Below are 17,387 nucleotides of genomic sequence, written 5' to 3'. Positions count from 1 at the left end.
GTTACTATTAGTCTAGCATTTTGCCCAATCTGAAATCAGGAGATGAAAAAAAGTCATCTCTGAGTTTTCTAAAATCAATTGAATGCCTGTGGCAATCTGCCGCTCTATTCAATCTGAAAACTATCTACAAATTAAAATATATTGCTTAAAAAATGTCATTAAGCCCAAATAATCTGACAGTTAAGCTAAATTACTATCACTAGTTGTGACATTGATAAAGATAAAATCCTGATCATTATGAAACCTATATTATCGCTTTTACTACTACTTCTACTCAGCTCCAATTTGCTTTTTGCTCAAAATGAATACGAACCATCGGCAGCAAATCCTTTTGGCCTGGCAAATCCTCTAGCTCCTCCAGAATTGAAAGATTATCAGCCTTTGATCGGGATATGTGATTGTAAATCCTTTAGCAGAAATCAAGATGGAAGCTGGGCTGAAGCCGTAGCCATGACCTGGGAATTCAAGTACATCATGAATGGAATGGCTGTACAAGATCAAACCTTAAAAGTAGATGGTAAGCACTCTGGAAGCATACGCCAATACTCCTCAGATAGCAGTGCATGGTATGTCCACTACTTTTCATCAGCAGCTCCTAGTCCTTCACTAGGCACCTGGAAAGGTGGTATGGAAGGAGATGAAATTGTACTCTACAAACCACAGAAAGCCCCTAATGGTACCGATGGCATGTTTAAAATCACATTTTCAGAAATTTCAGCAGCTGGCTTCAATTGGCTTGGACAATGGGTAAGTATGGATGAATCTGTGAAATTCCCAACCTGGAAAATCGAATGCACTAAGCAGAAAACCAGCTAGACTTATTCCAATTGTAGAAAATACAAGTAGTCTTCATATCGCAATCCTATCCGATCATTGTCTTAAGTCTATCTTGATAATGACATCTAGTTACTAGCTACTTAAAAAAAACTACCCAAACAACATCCCAGCAATCGTCGCAGTCATCAAACAAGCTAGCGAAGCAGCAAGCAGCGATTTAAGTCCTAAGCGACTAATATTTGCTTGTTGGTTAGGAGCTATTATGGCAATTCCGCCCAACTGAATAGCTATAGAGCTGAAGTTAGAAAAACCGCAAAGTGCATAGGTAGCAATCACAATTGACTTAGGGCTTAGACTTCCCAATTCCTTCATTTCCGAAAGGCTCAAGTACGCCACAAACTCATTGATGACAGTTTTCTGCCCCAGCAAACTACCCACTTGCAATGTATCTGCCCACTCAACTCCGATCACCCAGGCAAATACCCGGAAGATCTGTCCAAAAAGATATTCCAAAGAAAAGCCCTGAAACTGGCCTCCAGTGGTTCTTACCACAAATTCATTGAGTCCGGTAACGTCTCCTAAGATTCCCATCAAGAGGTAATTGACCGCTGCTATCACAGCTATAAATGCCAAAAGCATTGCTCCTACATTCAATGCAAGTTTAAGACCCTCAGAAGCTCCTATCGACATGGCATCGATCAGGTTCACCCCCATCGCTTCTTCGTTCACTTCAAGCTTATCCTGGACTCGCTCTTTTTCCACCTCAGGAATAAACATCTTCGACATCACTATCGCCGCAGGAGCATTCATAATACTTGCCCCCAATAAATAAGCTGCAAATCGACTTTGCTCCTCCAGGCTATCGCCTCCTAAAAAAGCCACATAACCAGCCAAAACTCCTCCTGCTATGGTCGCCATTCCCCCAGTCATCAGGCACATTAGTTCTGACTTACTCATGTTTGGAATGAAAGGACGAACTAAAAGCGGGGCTTCTGTTTGTCCCAAAAATATATTTCCTGCAGCGGATAAACTCTCTGGACCTGAAAGTCTCATGGTTCTAGACATTACCCAGGCGATTCCAAAAACTACTTTTTGTAAAACACCCAAATAATATAATCCTGCCGATACGGTAGAGAAGAAGATGATCGTAGGAAGCACTTGGAAAGCGAAAATGAAACCATAACTGTCTCCAGCCAGATCACCAAAAATAAACGCTGCGCCATCACGGCTAAAACTTAGGAATTTCACAAATCCCCGACTAACCATCGCAAATCCAGATTCTACAATAGGAACTTGGGTGATCAAAAAGCCAAATACTAGCTGTAACAAAATCCCGATACCAACTAATCTCCAGTCTATCCTCTTCTTATTGCTTGAAAAAACAAAAGCCACCAAAACGATGACGGCTAGACCAAAGACTCCTCTTAAGTAATCCATTCAGTAATTATTGCAGATATGTCCTAAAAATAAGGAACGCATAGTCATAAAACAATCTTGAATTAAATGCTTGCTTATAAAAATGAGAGATAGGAGTTGAAAAATGATGAGTGTTCAATGATTAATGACAGTGAAGCCCTCCCGTCCATTCTTTTTCTAAAAACAACTTATTATGATTAATTCACTTGGCTTAAAGTCCAGCATCTGGAGAAGCGGGACAACTACATTCTCTGTGTTATTCTCTGTGAACCGGCTCAAAAAAATCATAAAAAAAGCCCGAGATAACTCGGGCCTTAAATCGTATCAGTTTCTCTTATTTATTTCATCGCGAATCCGAGCTGCACGCTCATAATCCTCATTATTGATCGCTTTGTCAAGCATTTGATTAAGCTTGTCCAAAGAGAAATCTTTTAAAGAAGGCTCTTTTTTAGTAGTGAATTTTTGAGTTGGCGCTTTTGGCACCTTTTTATCATCCGTTTTTTCTAACTCATCATATTGAACTTCCCCTTCTGACATAGCTCTTTCAGTACAATAAATAGGACTACCAAATCGTATTGCAATCGCTATCGCATCTGATGGCCTTGCATCTATATCCGTTTCGATTTTAGCACCCTTACAGTGGATTTTGGCATAAAAGACTCCTTCCTTCATGTCTGTAATAATAATCCGTTCGATGTCAAAATTAAACCCAGTGGCAAACGATTTAAACAAGTCATGCGTCATGGGACGATTAGGTACAATCTTTTCAATTTCCAGAGCTATTGCTTGGGCTTCAAACATTCCGATCACTATCGGTAAACGTCTAGCACCACCAACCTCACCTAAGGCCAAAGTAAATGACCCTGATTGCGAATGGTTGGACGATAATCCAAAAATCTCAAGTTCTATGAGTTTTTCCACAAGAATTTATAATTCAGCTTTAAATGCTTCATTTAGTTTGGGTACAACCTCAAAAGCATCTCCTACGATTCCGTAATCCGCCGCTTTGAAAAAAGGAGCATCTGGATCTTTATTGATCACAACGATACACTTTGAAGAGTTGACGCCTGCAAGATGTTGAATAGCGCCTGAAATTCCTATCGCAATGTATAAAGTTGGAGCTACTTTCACTCCTGTTTGACCTACGTGCTCATGATGTGGTCTCCAGCCTAGATCCGAAACAGGCTTAGAACATGCCGTAGCAGCCCCAAGGATTTTTGCCATTTCTTCTAGCATCCCCCAGTTTTCTGGGCCTTTCAAGCCTCTACCACCGGAAACTACTATATCGGCCTCTGGAAGCAATACGTCTCCAGTAGCACGTTCGGTAGAGGTAATTTTGGATGCAAAATCCGCATCTTTAATAGTTACATCGAAACTCTCCACTTGGGCATCAGCACCATCAAGTTTCAAATCAATTGCATTCTTCTTGATCGCAAGGATTTTATCATCTGTAGTTACAGTAGTTTCTGCAAAAGCCTTTCCTGTGTAAATGCTTCTCTTCACGATATAACCAGCATCCGTTTTTGGCAATTCTACCACATTGGATACCAATCCAGCATTCAGCTTGATCGCAAGTCTTGCAGCAACTGCATCTCCTAAGGAAGATTTGGCCAACACCAAGGTCTTAGCCCCAATCTGCTTGTAAGCCTGAGCTACTGCCGAAGCATGCGCCTGGATAAGACCTGCGTCTAATTTACTATCTGCACCATGAAGCACTTTCGCTGCACCAGCCTTACCGATTGCAGCCAACTCATCATTACCAATAGTACCAAGTGCTACAGCCACCACATCTCCCTCACCAGTTTGCCCAGCTAAAGCATTTGCAAAAGAGACAGCCTCTAAACTGGTCTTTTTCACCTTTCCTTCGGCTTGTTCTATATATACTAAAATTGACATAATATCTTAATTTATAATAAGTTATTGGGTTTATACTAAAGTACTTTTGCTTCGTTTTTCAAAAGCCTTACTAGCTCCGCTACGTTGTCCTTATCTACTAATTTCACAGCTCCTTTAGCTGGAGGAAGTTCATACTTGCTCGCCTCAGCTTGTGTATCCTGAGAAACAGGTTCTACTACAGTAAGTGGCTTAGTACGTGCGGACATGATTCCACGCATATTTGGAATTTTCCATTCTGCAATTGGCTCTTGGCAACCAGCTATCAGCGGAAGATTTGCTTCTAGCATTTCCTTGCCTCCTTCGATCTCTCTAGCCATTTTCACAGTAGACCCTTCTACATCTAGTTTCATCACAGGCGAAAATGAAGGTATTCCCAACAACTCTCCTACCATGCCATGAACCATTCCTCCATTGAAATCAATGGATTCTCTTCCCATCAAAATCAAATCGTAGGCTCCTTCTTTGGCATAATGTGCTATTTGCTTAGCAACGAAATAAGAATCCTTTGGAGTAGAATTCACTCGGACAGCATCGTCAGCGCCTATTGCCAAAGCTTTTCTAAGTGTCGGATCGGAATCCGCTTCTCCTACATTCAAAACAGTTAACTTTCCACTCGCTTGATCTCTCAATTCAACAGCACGAGCCAAAGCATAATCATCGTAAGGGCCAATAATATATTGAACTCCTGTAGAATCAAACTTGGTATTGTCGGCCGTAAACTGAATCTTGGAGGTAGTATCGGGTACGTGGGTGATACAAACAAGAATCTTCATTGGTTTAGGATTAGATTAGTTTAGATTTATTTATCGTGAAAATAACAGTAAGGACTTAATTAAAAAAACTATTGATGACCAATCTGGACAGGATACAGATACTAAGACAATTTACCGAGGAAGAACCAGAGAATCCCTTCAATTGGTATGCCTTGGCTATAGAGTACCGAGAAACTGATCAAAATCAAGCTCAGGATCTATTCGCAAAATTACTTGCTGAACATCCAACTTACCTTGCCACCTACTTTCCTGCCGCCCATCTATATGCCGAAATAGGTGATATAGAGGAGTCTAAAGTGATTTTTGAAAAAGGAATTTCGCTGGCTCGGGAGGAAAAGAATACGAAAGCGCTTCAGGAGCTCCAGAATGCCTACCAGAATTTCCTTTTTGAAAATGATCTGGATTAAGAAATAAAGTGCTTGATCCCAGGGTAGTATTTTGAATTTTTTAACTTTTTAGGATTAAGAAAATATCCGTTCTTGAATTCATGAAACAACTATATCTGATTTTTATATTGGCAGCACTTTTCAGTTGCAGGTCTGGTGATTCAATTGATAATTCTTCCAAGCCTATTACCCTTGAAATCAAGGATTCCATACGGGTTGATTATTTAGGAAACCTCAACGTTTTTGATTTCGATCCAGAATCAGGACTCTACTTAGGAATAGATCACGATGTGAATTCTATTTTGCTTTTTGATGAAAATGGAAAATCCCAGCATCAATATGTTCTGCAAAAAGATGGGCCTAACGCGATTTCTTGGCTTCAGGGAAAAAGTTTTTTGGAAGGAAAGGTCACAATTATGGATTCCCAAAAGGGCTTGATTCAATTCGGAAACAACGGTGAAATAAGCCGAAGAATCGAAATGCCTTTGGAATATCTACACCTCAATGGATTAAATTTTTCTGCCTATTCACTAGGCGATACTTATGCCTACATACGCCCAGAGAGAGATCTCAGTGACTACTCAAATACGACTGCATTTTACCAGAGAATCTATACAAGTCCTATTTTGGAGACCTATAATCCTGAAACAGGAGAAAAAACCAACACAATGAGTTTTCCTCCAAACACAATTTATCAGGATGGAAATTATTATCGTTGGATGTTTCCTACAGTCGAGAAAAGGTATGGGAAATGGTATCTCTATTTCTTGGCCGAAAGGAAATATTATGTATATGAGGAAAAAGGAAATGAACTGCTTTACTCAAAAACAGTGGATCTAACTATTTCTGATGCAGTGGACATGATCGGTGTACCAATAGAAACTCCAGAACTCATCAATCAACAGCAAGAACCCAATATTTTTGGGAGAATTGAAGGGCTATATCCCTTGTCTAATCATATAGTAGTGATTTATACCAAAGGGGTTGAAAAGGAAATTTCTGCTCAATACAATCCTGAGAAGATGGAAGAATGGATGGACTTCATCAATGGAATTCCACGGTATGCAGCGATTTTAGACAAAAATGATTCTCTGATTCAAAAAGACATTGAACTTCCAAAAGGATTACTTTTCAATGGAGTTTACAATAATAAAGACGAAATCATAGTCCTGAAAAATCAGGAGTACTTCGGGGAAGAAGAGAAAGTCACTTTCTATAAACTTAAAGTTGACAAATAAGTTAAAACCCATTTAACAATTATTGCTCCGACAGATTCAAAATTTCTTCTACGAACTTCCACCAAAGGCAATTAGAATCATAGCCATTTTCATATCTTGATCTTTCAATTCACCTCTCCAACTTAATTGCCAATGATCAGCCAAAAAGAAATGCTAGCTCACTTTCTTCCATATCTAGAAAAAAGTGGCAAGCGCTATAAAAAGAAATCTATGGTTCGCGCTAAAAAAGCCCAAGCAGGACTATTGGTTGTCACAAAAACTTCAGATGGTGAGGAGACGAAAAATACGGCTGAAGCAGGAGATTGGCTGGTTGAGAACCAGACGAGTACAAATGAACTCTATCTAATAAAGGCAGAAACCTTCAAGAAAAAATACTCACTAGTGCAATCGTTGGAAAAAGGCTGGGGTTCTTACCAGCCGAAAGGTGAAATCTTAGGACTAAAAGTGTCAGAAGCTCATCTGGAGGCGTTAGGAGCCACTAAAGTTTTGGAATTTCAAGCCCCATGGAAAGACAGTATGATCGTAAAACCTGGAGACATGTTGGTTGTTCCAACCGAAAAGGATGAGATCTATAGAGTAGCAAAAAAGGAGTTTGGCGAAACTTACGTAGAGATTTAAACTGGCTTAGGGAACCAATACGATTTTACCTGTTTGCTTCCCATCACGCATTCTATCAAAGGCTTCTTTCGCTTGATCAAATTTGAAAACTTGATCTATGATTGGCTGTATTTTCTTTTCGCAGACCAATGAAATCATGTTTTTGAAGTCCAGATCTGAACCCATCGTGGTCCCCATGATTTTCAACTGATTCCAAAAAATTTTCCTTGCATCCAACTCAGTTGGATTTCCACGAGTAGCTCCATAGAACACAATTTTCCCACCCGGTTTCACCACTTGAATCAACTGATTCAACGAATTTCCAACTGCGGAATCTATGATCAAATCAAAGCCTCCTATAGCTTCAATAGCATCAGACAGCCACTTATCATCCAAATAGTTAAACGTATTGGAAACACCCAATACTTTAGCACGTTCCAATTTCTCTGGACGACTGCTGCTTGTGGATACATTTGCTCCAAGAGCCAAACCGAATTGAACCGCAAATTGCGCAACACCACCACCGAAACCAGTGACTAATAAGTTCTGACCTGCTTGAATATCGCCATGGTAAGTAAGCGCTCGAAATGCCGTCAAACCTGCAAGAGGTAATGCTCCAGCTTCTTCCCAAGTCATATGAGCTGGTTTCTCATGAAGTCTATCTGCAGGAATTATCACAGATTCTGCCAAGGTTCCATTTCTAGGCATTCCTAGAATCTCGAAAGAAGCAGATTGTACTTGTTGGTTTTCACCCCAGTTCAAAGCAGGATTAATAATCACTTCCTTTTGCAACCAATCGGCATCAACCTCCGCTCCTATTTCGGCTACAATTCCTGCCCCATCAGAACCCAACACTATCCCGTCTTGAATATTTGGATATAGTCCTTTGCGACACCATTCATCACGATGATTGAGTGCTGCTGCTTTTATATTTACTCTAACTTCTCCAGGCAGCAATTCTCGAGACTTGACATCTGTAAATAGCAATTTGGACTCCTGTTGGCTGGCTAAGGTGATTGCCTTCATGTCAAAAATTTAAAATGCGTCTTCAGAATTATTTCTATTCAATAGATCATCTCCATCGTCACTGTTGGCCTTACTTTGAAGTTTGATCGTATTTCCAGAGTCAAACTCAGAAACTCCGCTCGACTGAGCTGCGAAAGTCGGTCTATATACAGCATTTCCTCCTTGCGGATCCTGCATTTCTCCGAAACCATCCAAATCCTGAAACTTAGTATATCTACCAATAAAGCGAAGTTTCACATTATCCAAAGAACCATTTCTGTGCTTGGCAATGATCACTTCCCCTACTCCTTGCGTTGAGTGCCCATCTTCATCTTCCGTGATTCCATAATACTCTGGTCGATACAGGAACATCACCATATCTGCATCTTGCTCAATGGCTCCTGATTCCCTCAAATCCGAAAGTTGTGGTCGCTTATCCCCACCCCTAGTTTCCACCGCTCTGGAAAGCTGGGAAAGTGCAATTACAGGAACCTCAAGTTCCTTCGCGATCTTTTTCAGTGCTCGGGAAATACTTGCAATTTCCTGCTCTCGATTTCCCCCACCTCCACTTTTGGAATCTCCAGACATCAGCTGCAAATAATCGACTACAATCATCTGAATATCATGTTGAGCTTTTAGTTTTCTACATTTTGCGCGAAGCTCAAGGATAGAAAGTGCAGGAGTATCATCTACGAAAAGTGGGGCTTTTGAGAGTTTGGCAGTCTTATGAACCAGCTGCGCCCACTCATGCTCTGCTAAGGATCCCTTTTTAATTTTCTCAGAATCAAGCTCAGCTTCAGAGGAAATCAGACGATTTACCAACTGAATAGAGGACATCTCCAGAGAGAAAATGGCCACTGGACGATTGTGATCTACGGCAGCATTTCTCAACACAGAAAGCACGAAAGCAGTTTTTCCCATCGCAGGACGCGCCGCAATAATTACCAAATCCGATTTTTGCCAACCTGAAGTCACTCGATCCAAAGCGGTCAAACCAGAAGGAACTCCAGTTAAACCATCCTTTTGTCCTTTTCTGGCTTCCAGTTCAATAATTGCTTCTCGCATGATCGACTTCATGTCAGAGTAATTTTTTCGGATATTTTTCTCAGATATCTCAAAAAGATTCTGTTCCATTTTATCCAGCAACTCAAAAACGTCTGTAGTCTCCTCGTAAGCATCCTTTTGGATCTCCGAAGCAATCATGATCATCTCACGCTTGATGGATTGCTCGGTGATTATCCTAGCATGATATTCAATATTAGCAGCCGAAGCTACTTTGGAAGTAAGTTCGGTTACGTAGAAAGCACCACCAGCAGTCTCCAAAGCTCCACTTTTGCGAAGCTGAGATGTCACTGTGAGCAAATCAATCGGCTGACTTTCTGTAAAGAGATCAAGAATAGCCTGAAAAATAACCTGATGAGCATCCTTGTAAAAACTCTCGACCTTGAGAATATCAATCACATTCGTAAGCGCATCCTTCTCCAGCATCAAGGCACCCAGCACAGCTTCCTCAAGATCAATGGCTTGCGGAGGAACTTTGCCAAGCATATTGGTATTATGGTGAACAGGCTTATTTCGGGTGATACGGGGATTGCTACTTTTCTCGGTCATAGAACAAATGTATTGGGAAAAAGGCAAGAGTTTTGAACATTTTTTGCCAAAGTTATCAACAATGTGTCGCCTCAATAATCAAGCCTCGAAGGAGAAAATAGGCATCTTTATACTTAAGTTGTTAACCTGCTTTTTGCTAAAAAAGCAAATTTTGGGAAAGCATCCGTAAATCTCAAACAGTTCTTAATTTGGATTTTGAAACCTTACTTATCTTAGGTAGAAAATCCAGTGCGTCTACCATTCAGAGAAAATGTTTTGAATTAGAATTGCTAGACTCCTGAGCAGCCAATAATTATTTTTAAGTTTGGAATAGAATTCCCACTCATTATTTAACCCAATGAATAAATATCACTTTATAGCTGTCGGTGGAGCCGTGATGCACAATCTAGCCTTAGCACTTGTAGAAAAAGGCTATCAGGTGACTGGTTCGGACGATGAAATCTATGAGCCATCCCGGACAAGATTAGAAAAAGCGGGGATTTTGCCTGCAGAATATGGTTGGTTTCCAGAGAAAATATCAGCCGATTTGGATGGGATAATCCTGGGAATGCATGCAAGAATCGATAATCCTGAGCTAGTCAAAGCCCAGGAACTTGGGATTCCTGTTTTCTCCTTTCCAGAATTCATCTTCAATCAAAGTCAGCACAAAAAACGAGTGATTGTAGCAGGTTCACATGGGAAGACTTCTATCACTTCGGTGATTCTTCACGTACTGAAAGATCAGAACGTAGACTTTGACTATCTAGTAGGTGCTCAGATCGAAGGCTTCAACCTGATGGTGAAACTCTCGAATGCTCCAGTAATCATCATCGAGGGTGACGAATACCTCACTTCTCCGCTTGATAGAACCCCAAAGTTCTTCCATTACAAGCATGACATTGCATTGGTAAGTGGGATCGCCTGGGATCACTACAATGTCTTTCCAGATTTTGAGGAATATAAAGAGCAGTTTAGCAAATTGATGGACTTGACTCCTACTTCAGGGGAATTGATCTATTGCGAAGCTGATCCTCTAGTGAAAGAAGCTGCAGAGAAAAGTAAGATTACCGCAAAGAAAACTGCCTATAAAGCTCATCCAGCTATTATTAAAGAGGGAAAGACCTTTCTAGAAACAGAAAATGGACTTGTTCCAATTTATATTTTCGGAGAGCATAATCTTCAAAACCTACAAGGTGCGCTAGACATTTGCCTAGCCTTAGGATTAAGCAAAGAACAATTCTACCAAAGCATTCAGACCTTCAAAGGCGCTGCAAAACGTCAAGAACTTTTGGTGGAAACTGACAATTCATCTCTCTTCAGAGATTTTGCTCATGCTCCATCCAAATTGAAAGCGACCGTTTCTGCGGTAAAAACTCAATTTCCTGAAAGAAAATTGATAGCAGTACAGGAACTTCACACCTATTCCTCTTTGAATAAGGAGTTTTTGCCTAATTATGCCAAATCAATGGAAGCGGCAGACCTAGCAATTGTGTATCTTGATCCTCATGCTGTAGCACTGAAGAAACTAGAGCTGATGGATGAGGACACCTTGAGAACTGGCTTCCAAAGACCTGATTTAAAATTATTTACGGATAGCAAGAGTTTAAAGGAATTCCTTTTGGCTCAAGACTATACAAATTCCAACCTACTTTTGATGAGTTCGGGATCCTACGACAAAATGGATCTGGAACCGATTAAAGCTAAATTCAAATAACCATGCAGTTAAACTTGAAGAATTCCGTTTCATTTTTTGATTTGGAAGCAACCGGAATCAATATTTCCACAGATCGCATCGTAGAGATATCCATCGTAAAAGTGATGCCAGATGGCGGACAGGAGATCTACACCAAAAAAATCAATCCTACTATTCCAATTCCTTTGGAATCTTCCCTTATCCATGGGATCTACGATAAGGACGTGAAGGAAGAGAAAACCTTTAAGGAATTAGCGAAAGAAATATTCCAGTTTATCGGTCAGTCAGACTTGGCGGGATTCAATATTTTGAAATATGACATACCCTTATTAGTAGAAGAATTTCTTAGAGCAGGGATCGAATTTGATATTGAAAAACGAAACTTACTGGATGCACAGAAGATCTTTTTCATGATGGAAAAGCGAAATCTAACCTCCGCTTATAAATTCTACTGTGGACAAAAACTGGAAAATGCACACTCTGCTGAAGCTGATACACTTGCTACGCTGGACGTTTTCAAAGCGCAGGTAGAGCGTTACCTAGGAGAGGAAATGGAAGATCTTCAAGGAAATAAAATCGGAATATTCGAAAATGACATGAAGAAACTCCATGATCTACTCAATGAAAAAATGGTGGATCTAGCTGGCAGATTTGTATTCAATAACGAAGGCGTAGAGGTATTCAACTTCGGAAAGCAAAAAGGTACACCTGTCACACAGGTACTCAAGGAAGAACCTGGCTATTACGACTGGATGATGAGGAGTGATTTCCCTTTGGACACCAAGCGAAAACTTACGCAGATCAAACTAAGAGGATTTAATCAGTAAGAAAAACCCGGAGGAAGCTTCGGGTTTTTCTATAATAGACCAATAAATTGAATAGGATTTAATATTGAAACTTTTGGGTATTCAAAAAACAGAGACACTAAGGAACAACAATCCTACTTCACCAAACCATTCTTATCAGCTCTGTACATTCGACTGCTGACATAGAATTCCTTGCCCGTTGGGGATTTGAAATAGTAAGCAAGATAAAATGCTTTTTGTCCTTCAGAAGGCAAGGAAATCACATTAGCCCCTCCATATTTAAGCTTCTTGGACGTAAATTTCTCATCACGGAAATCCTTGTCCTCCACTGACTCAGCTTCCCAAAGTTCAATTTTCGAAGGCTCCTGTCCTGAAGCTTTTAAGTCAATAATGAGCAAGCCCCAATCCCCTTTAGAAATAGTAGTCAGCAGCTCAGGAAGAGATTCACCGGCATTTTGATACGCTACAAAAGCTTCCAAAGCTTGTAAAGCGACCCTGCCATCTCCTAAGTCGTGGCCTACATTGGGAATGTAAATCAGGTTATTCTGCCCAGGAATACTGTCGATATAATTCTTCACAGCATCCACTGGCCAGTACGGATCATTCGTCCCGATAAAAATCAACTTCGGCATATGCAGCTTCGCACGATAGGAATAAGGATCCACCAGATCCATCGTCGCCAAACCAAGTTCAGAACTCGCCTGCTGCGGTATACCTAGGTCCACGTAATCCTGAATCTCCACAGAGTAATCTGCCCATGCTTCGATCTGATACTGAAGACTAGTAGGCATATTGAGCACATCGATCACCATAGGAGCAATCCCAGTTACCCTTGCGTCTTGCGAACCTGTCAACCAAGTTGTCCAGCCTCTTTTGGATGCTCCTGTGAGCACAAATGATTGAATCGGAGTAGCTAGGCTTTTCTCACTAAATCCAACTATCGCATCCATTGCAGTACTTGCAGATTTCACCATTGGAAATAATGCTGGCCATTCTAGATCACCAGTTTCCTGAAACTGATGAAGTGTATAAGAAATGATTTCATCCTCAGTCATTCCGCCGAAAATCGGCTGATTAGGCACTTGAAATACCAAGGCAACCAAGCTTTGATTTTGCAGCGCAATTTTGCCCATGTTCCGTACGATCTCATCATCCCGATCTCTATACACTGGACTACCATTTTCACTTTTCCCCCCACCTATGTACAATAGAGCTTTATCAGAATTGATTTTCGAAGGCTTCAAAATCACCAGCCTATGCTTCCAAACCATTCCCTTCCATTCCTGAGAAGTGAGTTCCAATTCATACTGAGTCAGCCCAGCATGGTTTAAAGAATCTTTTACTGTAAATTGAAACTGAGGATTAGGCTTAGCCAAATAATCCGCTAAAGCAGTTTTGGTCGTTTGAGCAGTGACTTGGTAGTTAATAAAAAAGCTAAACGCTAAAAGCGTAACTGCATTGAGAAAGATTCTTTTCATCTTCTAATAAAGTTAGTCGTTAATAATAGCCCGAATACAGAGTATAGAAGTCTCAACTATGACCGGGAAAACAATCTATTCCCTAATCTAAGGAAAACTTATAAACTAGTCATTAAATCTATGATAATGAGTAAAATAAGTGTGCTAGCACAATTGATTTTAGCTTTTACCGGAGTAATGCCAATTTGTGCTTTTTCACAAGGTCTTAGTCCTAACCAGGCAAGCACCCATCAGCTTCCCAGTTCACAACCTGATCGGATAATACTTAATATTTCAGAGAATCCGCTAGAAGAAATTGGGGTAAATTGGAGGACAGACAGCACTCAACATGTGTCCAAACTAGAATTTGCTGTAGCTACACCAGGGCCAGAGTTCAGAGAATCAACACAATTTATTGAAGCCAAAACAGAGACACTAGTATCTCAGCAGGATGATGAGCCAACTATTCACGCCAATTATCATCAGGTAAAATTGTCTGGATTGAAAGCTGGAGGCCAATATATTTACCGTGTGGGAGAAGGTGAAAATTGGTCGGAATGGTTTCAATTTGCGATCCCAGAGGATAGCAAGGAAGTGAACTTCCTTTACTTCGGAGATACCCAAAACGAAGTACTAGCTATGTTCAGCAGAGTTTTTCGTGAAGCGATCATCAACTTACCCAAGATGGATTTCACTGTTTATGCGGGAGATTTGATCAATCACGAAAGTGCTGACTTCGAGTGGGGAGGCTGGTTTGATGCTGGCCAATGGATTCATGCGACGATCCCTTCCATGATGACCCCAGGCAATCATGAGTTTTCCAAAAATCCCGCAACGCTTACACCACATTGGAATGCCCAATTCAACCTTCCTACTAATGGCCCAATAGGCCTAGAAGAAACTACCTATGAAGTAAATTACCCAGAGCTAAAGATCATTTCTTTGGATGGGGAGCAGATAGACGAATCCCCTACTTATCGCCAAGCGCAGATGGATTGGTTGCGGGGTATTTTGACAAATAACCCTCGAAAATGGACAGTAATCACCTTCCACTACCCCGTTTATGCGACGCACCCAGATCGGTATCACGATAAGATGATTGATCACATACGACCTATCCTTCAGGAATTCAAAGTCGATCTAGCCATCCAAGGGCATGATCATGCCTATGCAAGAGGACAGGCATTCGAAGAGAATGGTATTATGGATTATGATAAAGGCACTATGTATGTGGTCTCTATTGCTGGTCCCAAAATGTACGAGGTAAAGACTGATGAGTGGATGGACCGTAAGGCCTATGGCACGCAAACTTACCAGTGGATCAAGGTTAAAGATGATGTGCTGACCTTTAAAACCTACACCGCCTTAGGGACACTTTACGATTCCTTCGAAATCAGGAAAGGACCCAGCGGTCAAAACAGAATTCTGAATCATATTCCCAACACCCCAGAAAGACTTCAAACTCAATGAACAAAGATTAATACAGGCAATAAAAAGGTACCAGAAATTGCGCGAAGATGTGAGCTGAGCTATAAACCAAAAGAGTCCTGCAAATTTGCAAGACTCTTTTGGTTTAGCTCTCTGCCTATAACTTACTGCCCTTCATAAAAGGTCAAAGCCTTAGGCATATGTTTATTCAGCTTATCGATTCTAGTTTGAGATGCTGGGTGAGTAGAAAGAAACTCAGGTGGTGCTTGCCCATTTTCTTTATCAAGCATTCTCTTCCAGAAGATTGGCGCCTCGCGCGGATCATAGCCAGCTATAGCCATAAAGGTCAATCCCATCTCATCAGCCTCAAGCTCATGTTTTCTTGAGAAACTCAACATCCCCAACTCACTCCCCATTCCTACAGATTGTAAGAAAATAGCTTGGGTCAGTGTTGGATTTTGACCAATCGCTGTAGACAAAACACTTACACCCATATTCGCTAACATCCCATTCGACATTCGTTCTCTTGAGTGCGAAGCTACTGCATGCGCAATCTCATGTCCCATTACTACGGCTATGCCGGTTTCTGACTGAGTGAGAGGCATAATTCCTGTATAGAACGCTACCTTTCCTCCTGGCATACACCAGGCATTCACATCCTCACTCTGAAGCAAATTGAATTCCCACTCAAATGAATCTGCAAGTTCCTGATAGCCCTGGGAGGCCAAATAGCTCTCCACTGCTTTTGCCATGCGATTGCCCACATTGAGAATTTTTTGCCCATCTGCTGTATTTGTTACTACTTTTTTTTCTTTCAATACTTCATCATATTGTTGATCTACCATCGGCTGAATCTCCTCTGATGGAACCAATGCAAGCTGACTTCTTCCTGTAAGCGGTACTGTAGCGCATGAATAGAGGATTAACCCGGTACAAAACAAAAATGCTATCTTTTTCATGGTGGTTTTTTTTCTTCAATTGTTCCAAATTAGATACCAGAATACATTTTTCATTACTTTAAGATTTCAATCAGAGGAAATATGGAAGCCAAAGAAACCCGAATTGCTTTAAAATCAGGAGCTTTAGCCTATCAAAAAAAAATGAGCAATCCGCTCTATTTTTGGTTTGGCATGTTGATCAAGCTTCCCTCGGCTATTTTTTGGAAATTTCGAATCAAAACACTTGATGCTGAAAAGTGCATCGTCACCATCCCCTATTCTTGGAGAACTCAGAATCCTTTTAAGTCTATATACTTTGCAGCGATGGCTGGCGCAGCTGAATTGAGCACAGGGGCTTTGTGCCAGTTGGCAATCGCTGATTTAGGAAAACACTCCATGTTAGTTGTGGATTTCAGGGCAGAGTATTACAAAAAAGCCAATCAGAAAATCACTTTTACCTGCGATCAGGGACAAGAATTACTTGCACTACTTGGAACTTTGCAGCCGAATGACACTTCAAAGTTGATGATGGTTTCTACTGGTAAAAATCCTCAAGGTGAGGCCGTAGCTAAATTTTATGTGACTTGGTCATTCAAGCGGAAGGCCTAATTAATCCACTGACTCTCCCGTTGGACAAACTCACTCAAAGTAGCATAAACACGATCTTTGCTCCAATCCAGAAATTCATGATAATTATTACCCTCGTTGAAACGAATAATTATTTTGTCCCAATCTGAGCGCTCCAGCTGGTATTTCACCATAAAATTTTGGCGAATAGAATCCGACTCAATAATCTCATAATACCCAGCTCTCCTTCTCAGCCACTCTTGTTTTTTCTGGTATTCACGCTCTTGCCTAGCTCTCTTAGTTAGAGAGGAAAGCACTCCAGCTATGGCAACTCCTCCAGTTTGATTAGGGGAATCAAGATATCCAGCACTGATACCGCCTTTAGTAGACGGGGATTTCTCTTCGTCTGGGTCTATTAGAGTCAGCTTGCCATCTTTGAATCGAAAGGCATAGGGTTCGGATTTCACCTCAAAAGTGGGAAGTAATCTCGCTTTATCCTGTATCTGAAGCATCAGAAAAGTCTCTTCAGCCAAGACTATCTTTTGCTCTATAAAACCGATATACGACAAACGTAAGGTATCGCCCACATTTGCTTTGACAGAAAAGTATCCTCTGGTATTGGTCGTTTTTACCTGGTCAGTTCCTACTACCTCCACCGTCACCCCTTCGAGATAGTTCTTATCATTGGCATCCAGCACATTTCCTGAATAGGATCTCTGAGCCACCAGTGCAGGTAGAAAGGCAAAATAAATAAAGAGTAGTAACCTAAATTTCATAAAGCTCAAAAATAACAAGGCATTGCTCAGCTATTAAAATTTAT

General features: G+C 40.9%; 17 protein-coding genes. 8 read left to right on the top strand and 9 right to left on the bottom strand.

Going from position 1 to position 17,387, the window contains the following annotated elements:
• Positions 1 to 237: 237 nt before the first annotated feature.
• Positions 238 to 816: a hypothetical protein gene (locus tag LV85_RS05245; RefSeq protein WP_111317130.1), complete on the top strand. Its 579-nt coding sequence runs from the start codon at positions 238 to 240 to the stop codon at positions 814 to 816.
• Between the two features lie 111 nt (positions 817 to 927).
• Here LV85_RS05245 and LV85_RS05240 read toward each other — a convergent pair whose 3' ends face one another.
• From LV85_RS05240 to LV85_RS05225, 4 genes are all read right to left on the bottom strand, one after another.
• Entirely contained in the window at positions 928 to 2,214 is a 1,287-nt protein-coding gene (locus tag LV85_RS05240) for a NupC/NupG family nucleoside CNT transporter (RefSeq protein ID WP_111317129.1), read from the bottom strand.
• A gap of 303 nt (positions 2,215 to 2,517) precedes the next feature.
• Positions 2,518 to 3,114 carry a bifunctional nuclease family protein gene (locus LV85_RS05235; protein ID WP_111317128.1) on the bottom strand — a complete coding sequence of 199 codons (597 nt, stop codon included), beginning with the start codon at positions 3,112 to 3,114 and terminating at the stop codon, positions 2,518 to 2,520.
• Between the two features lie 6 nt (positions 3,115 to 3,120).
• The gene (locus LV85_RS05230; protein ID WP_111317127.1) at positions 3,121 to 4,089 is read right to left on the bottom strand and encodes an electron transfer flavoprotein subunit alpha/FixB family protein; all 969 of its coding nucleotides are present in this window, start codon (positions 4,087 to 4,089) and stop codon (positions 3,121 to 3,123) included.
• Positions 4,090 to 4,124: 35 nt separating this feature from the next.
• A complete protein-coding gene (locus LV85_RS05225) occupies positions 4,125 to 4,862 on the bottom strand; it encodes an electron transfer flavoprotein subunit beta/FixA family protein (RefSeq protein ID WP_111317126.1) in 738 nt (245 codons plus the stop codon).
• A 74-nt stretch (positions 4,863 to 4,936) separates the two neighbouring features.
• On the opposite strand from LV85_RS05225, the gene LV85_RS05220 reads away from it, so the two are divergent.
• The 3 genes from LV85_RS05220 (at position 4,937) to LV85_RS05210 (ending at position 7,104) form a co-directional block, all read left to right on the top strand.
• Positions 4,937 to 5,269: a tetratricopeptide repeat protein gene (locus LV85_RS05220; RefSeq protein WP_111317125.1), complete on the top strand. Its 333-nt coding sequence runs from the start codon at positions 4,937 to 4,939 to the stop codon at positions 5,267 to 5,269.
• 80 nt (positions 5,270 to 5,349) lie between these two features.
• Positions 5,350 to 6,486 carry a glycoside hydrolase family protein gene (locus tag LV85_RS05215; protein WP_111317124.1) on the top strand — a complete coding sequence of 379 codons (1,137 nt, stop codon included), beginning with the start codon at positions 5,350 to 5,352 and terminating at the stop codon, positions 6,484 to 6,486.
• A gap of 132 nt (positions 6,487 to 6,618) precedes the next feature.
• Positions 6,619 to 7,104, top strand: a complete 486-nt coding sequence (locus LV85_RS05210) for a hypothetical protein (RefSeq protein ID WP_111317123.1) — start codon at positions 6,619 to 6,621, stop codon at positions 7,102 to 7,104.
• 6 nt (positions 7,105 to 7,110) lie between these two features.
• Here LV85_RS05210 and LV85_RS05205 read toward each other — a convergent pair whose 3' ends face one another.
• Positions 7,111 to 8,109, bottom strand: a complete 999-nt coding sequence (locus tag LV85_RS05205) for a quinone oxidoreductase family protein (protein ID WP_111317122.1) — start codon at positions 8,107 to 8,109, stop codon at positions 7,111 to 7,113.
• Between the two features lie 9 nt (positions 8,110 to 8,118).
• Positions 8,119 to 9,699, bottom strand: coding sequence for a replicative DNA helicase (gene dnaB, locus LV85_RS05200; protein WP_111317121.1), 1,581 nt, complete (start codon positions 9,697 to 9,699; stop codon positions 8,119 to 8,121).
• A 337-nt stretch (positions 9,700 to 10,036) separates the two neighbouring features.
• Here dnaB and LV85_RS05195 point away from each other — a divergent pair, with 337 nt between their 5' ends.
• Both LV85_RS05195 and LV85_RS05190 read left to right on the top strand, forming a co-directional pair.
• A complete protein-coding gene (locus LV85_RS05195) occupies positions 10,037 to 11,392 on the top strand; it encodes a UDP-N-acetylmuramate--L-alanine ligase (RefSeq protein WP_111317120.1) in 1,356 nt (451 codons plus the stop codon).
• 2 nt (positions 11,393 to 11,394) lie between these two features.
• On the top strand, positions 11,395 to 12,198 hold the full coding sequence (locus LV85_RS05190; RefSeq protein WP_111317119.1) for a 3'-5' exonuclease: 804 nt from the start codon (positions 11,395 to 11,397) through the stop codon (positions 12,196 to 12,198).
• A 113-nt stretch (positions 12,199 to 12,311) separates the two neighbouring features.
• Here the strand turns inward: LV85_RS05190 and LV85_RS05185 are convergent, their stop codons facing one another.
• Complete coding sequence (locus LV85_RS05185) at positions 12,312 to 13,655, bottom strand: PhoPQ-activated pathogenicity-related family protein (RefSeq protein WP_111317118.1); 1,344 nt, start codon at positions 13,653 to 13,655, stop codon at positions 12,312 to 12,314.
• A gap of 126 nt (positions 13,656 to 13,781) precedes the next feature.
• Here LV85_RS05185 and LV85_RS05180 point away from each other — a divergent pair, with 126 nt between their 5' ends.
• Positions 13,782 to 15,104: a purple acid phosphatase family protein gene (locus LV85_RS05180; RefSeq protein ID WP_245942153.1), complete on the top strand. Its 1,323-nt coding sequence runs from the start codon at positions 13,782 to 13,784 to the stop codon at positions 15,102 to 15,104.
• 122 nt (positions 15,105 to 15,226) lie between these two features.
• Here LV85_RS05180 and LV85_RS05175 read toward each other — a convergent pair whose 3' ends face one another.
• On the bottom strand, positions 15,227 to 16,021 hold the full coding sequence (locus LV85_RS05175; RefSeq protein WP_111317116.1) for a M48 family metallopeptidase: 795 nt from the start codon (positions 16,019 to 16,021) through the stop codon (positions 15,227 to 15,229).
• Between the two features lie 81 nt (positions 16,022 to 16,102).
• Here LV85_RS05175 and LV85_RS05170 point away from each other — a divergent pair, with 81 nt between their 5' ends.
• The gene (locus LV85_RS05170; RefSeq protein WP_111317115.1) at positions 16,103 to 16,609 is read left to right on the top strand and encodes a DUF4442 domain-containing protein; all 507 of its coding nucleotides are present in this window, start codon (positions 16,103 to 16,105) and stop codon (positions 16,607 to 16,609) included.
• Here the strand turns inward: LV85_RS05170 and LV85_RS05165 are convergent.
• Positions 16,606 to 17,343 (bottom strand): carboxypeptidase-like regulatory domain-containing protein, encoded by a 738-nt coding sequence (locus tag LV85_RS05165; RefSeq protein WP_111317114.1) that lies wholly within the window; start codon positions 17,341 to 17,343, stop codon positions 16,606 to 16,608. The two genes, LV85_RS05170 and LV85_RS05165, sit on opposite strands and share 4 nt — an antisense overlap.
• Positions 17,344 to 17,387 lie beyond the last annotated feature (44 nt).

The organism is Algoriphagus chordae, assembly GCF_003254055.1.
GTDB lineage: Bacteria > Bacteroidota > Bacteroidia > Cytophagales > Cyclobacteriaceae > Algoriphagus > Algoriphagus chordae.
This window is presented reverse-complemented; position numbering and strand designations above follow the sequence as displayed.

Excerpts from the sequence above, each read along its gene's own strand:
- LV85_RS05225 (WP_111317126.1), bottom strand. The coding sequence starts at position 4,862 with ATGAAGATTCTTGTTTGTATCACCCACGTACCCGATACTACCTCCAAG.
- LV85_RS05230 (WP_111317127.1), bottom strand. The coding sequence starts at position 4,089 with ATGTCAATTTTAGTATATATAGAACAAGCCGAAGGAAAGGTGAAAAAG.
- LV85_RS05240 (WP_111317129.1), bottom strand. The coding sequence starts at position 2,214 with ATGGATTACTTAAGAGGAGTCTTTGGTCTAGCCGTCATCGTTTTGGTG.
- LV85_RS05220 (WP_111317125.1), top strand. The coding sequence starts at position 4,937 with ATGACCAATCTGGACAGGATACAGATACTAAGACAATTTACCGAGGAA.
- LV85_RS05170 (WP_111317115.1), top strand. The coding sequence starts at position 16,103 with ATGGAAGCCAAAGAAACCCGAATTGCTTTAAAATCAGGAGCTTTAGCC.
- dnaB (WP_111317121.1), bottom strand. The coding sequence starts at position 9,699 with ATGACCGAGAAAAGTAGCAATCCCCGTATCACCCGAAATAAGCCTGTT.
- LV85_RS05245 (WP_111317130.1), top strand. The coding sequence starts at position 238 with ATGAAACCTATATTATCGCTTTTACTACTACTTCTACTCAGCTCCAAT.
- LV85_RS05165 (WP_111317114.1), bottom strand. The coding sequence starts at position 17,343 with ATGAAATTTAGGTTACTACTCTTTATTTATTTTGCCTTTCTACCTGCA.
- LV85_RS05190 (WP_111317119.1), top strand. The coding sequence starts at position 11,395 with ATGCAGTTAAACTTGAAGAATTCCGTTTCATTTTTTGATTTGGAAGCA.
- LV85_RS05175 (WP_111317116.1), bottom strand. The coding sequence starts at position 16,021 with ATGAAAAAGATAGCATTTTTGTTTTGTACCGGGTTAATCCTCTATTCA.
- LV85_RS05185 (WP_111317118.1), bottom strand. The coding sequence starts at position 13,655 with ATGAAAAGAATCTTTCTCAATGCAGTTACGCTTTTAGCGTTTAGCTTT.
- LV85_RS05215 (WP_111317124.1), top strand. The coding sequence starts at position 5,350 with ATGAAACAACTATATCTGATTTTTATATTGGCAGCACTTTTCAGTTGC.
- LV85_RS05210 (WP_111317123.1), top strand. The coding sequence starts at position 6,619 with ATGATCAGCCAAAAAGAAATGCTAGCTCACTTTCTTCCATATCTAGAA.
- LV85_RS05180 (WP_245942153.1), top strand. The coding sequence starts at position 13,782 with ATGAGTAAAATAAGTGTGCTAGCACAATTGATTTTAGCTTTTACCGGA.
- LV85_RS05205 (WP_111317122.1), bottom strand. The coding sequence starts at position 8,109 with ATGAAGGCAATCACCTTAGCCAGCCAACAGGAGTCCAAATTGCTATTT.
- LV85_RS05195 (WP_111317120.1), top strand. The coding sequence starts at position 10,037 with ATGAATAAATATCACTTTATAGCTGTCGGTGGAGCCGTGATGCACAAT.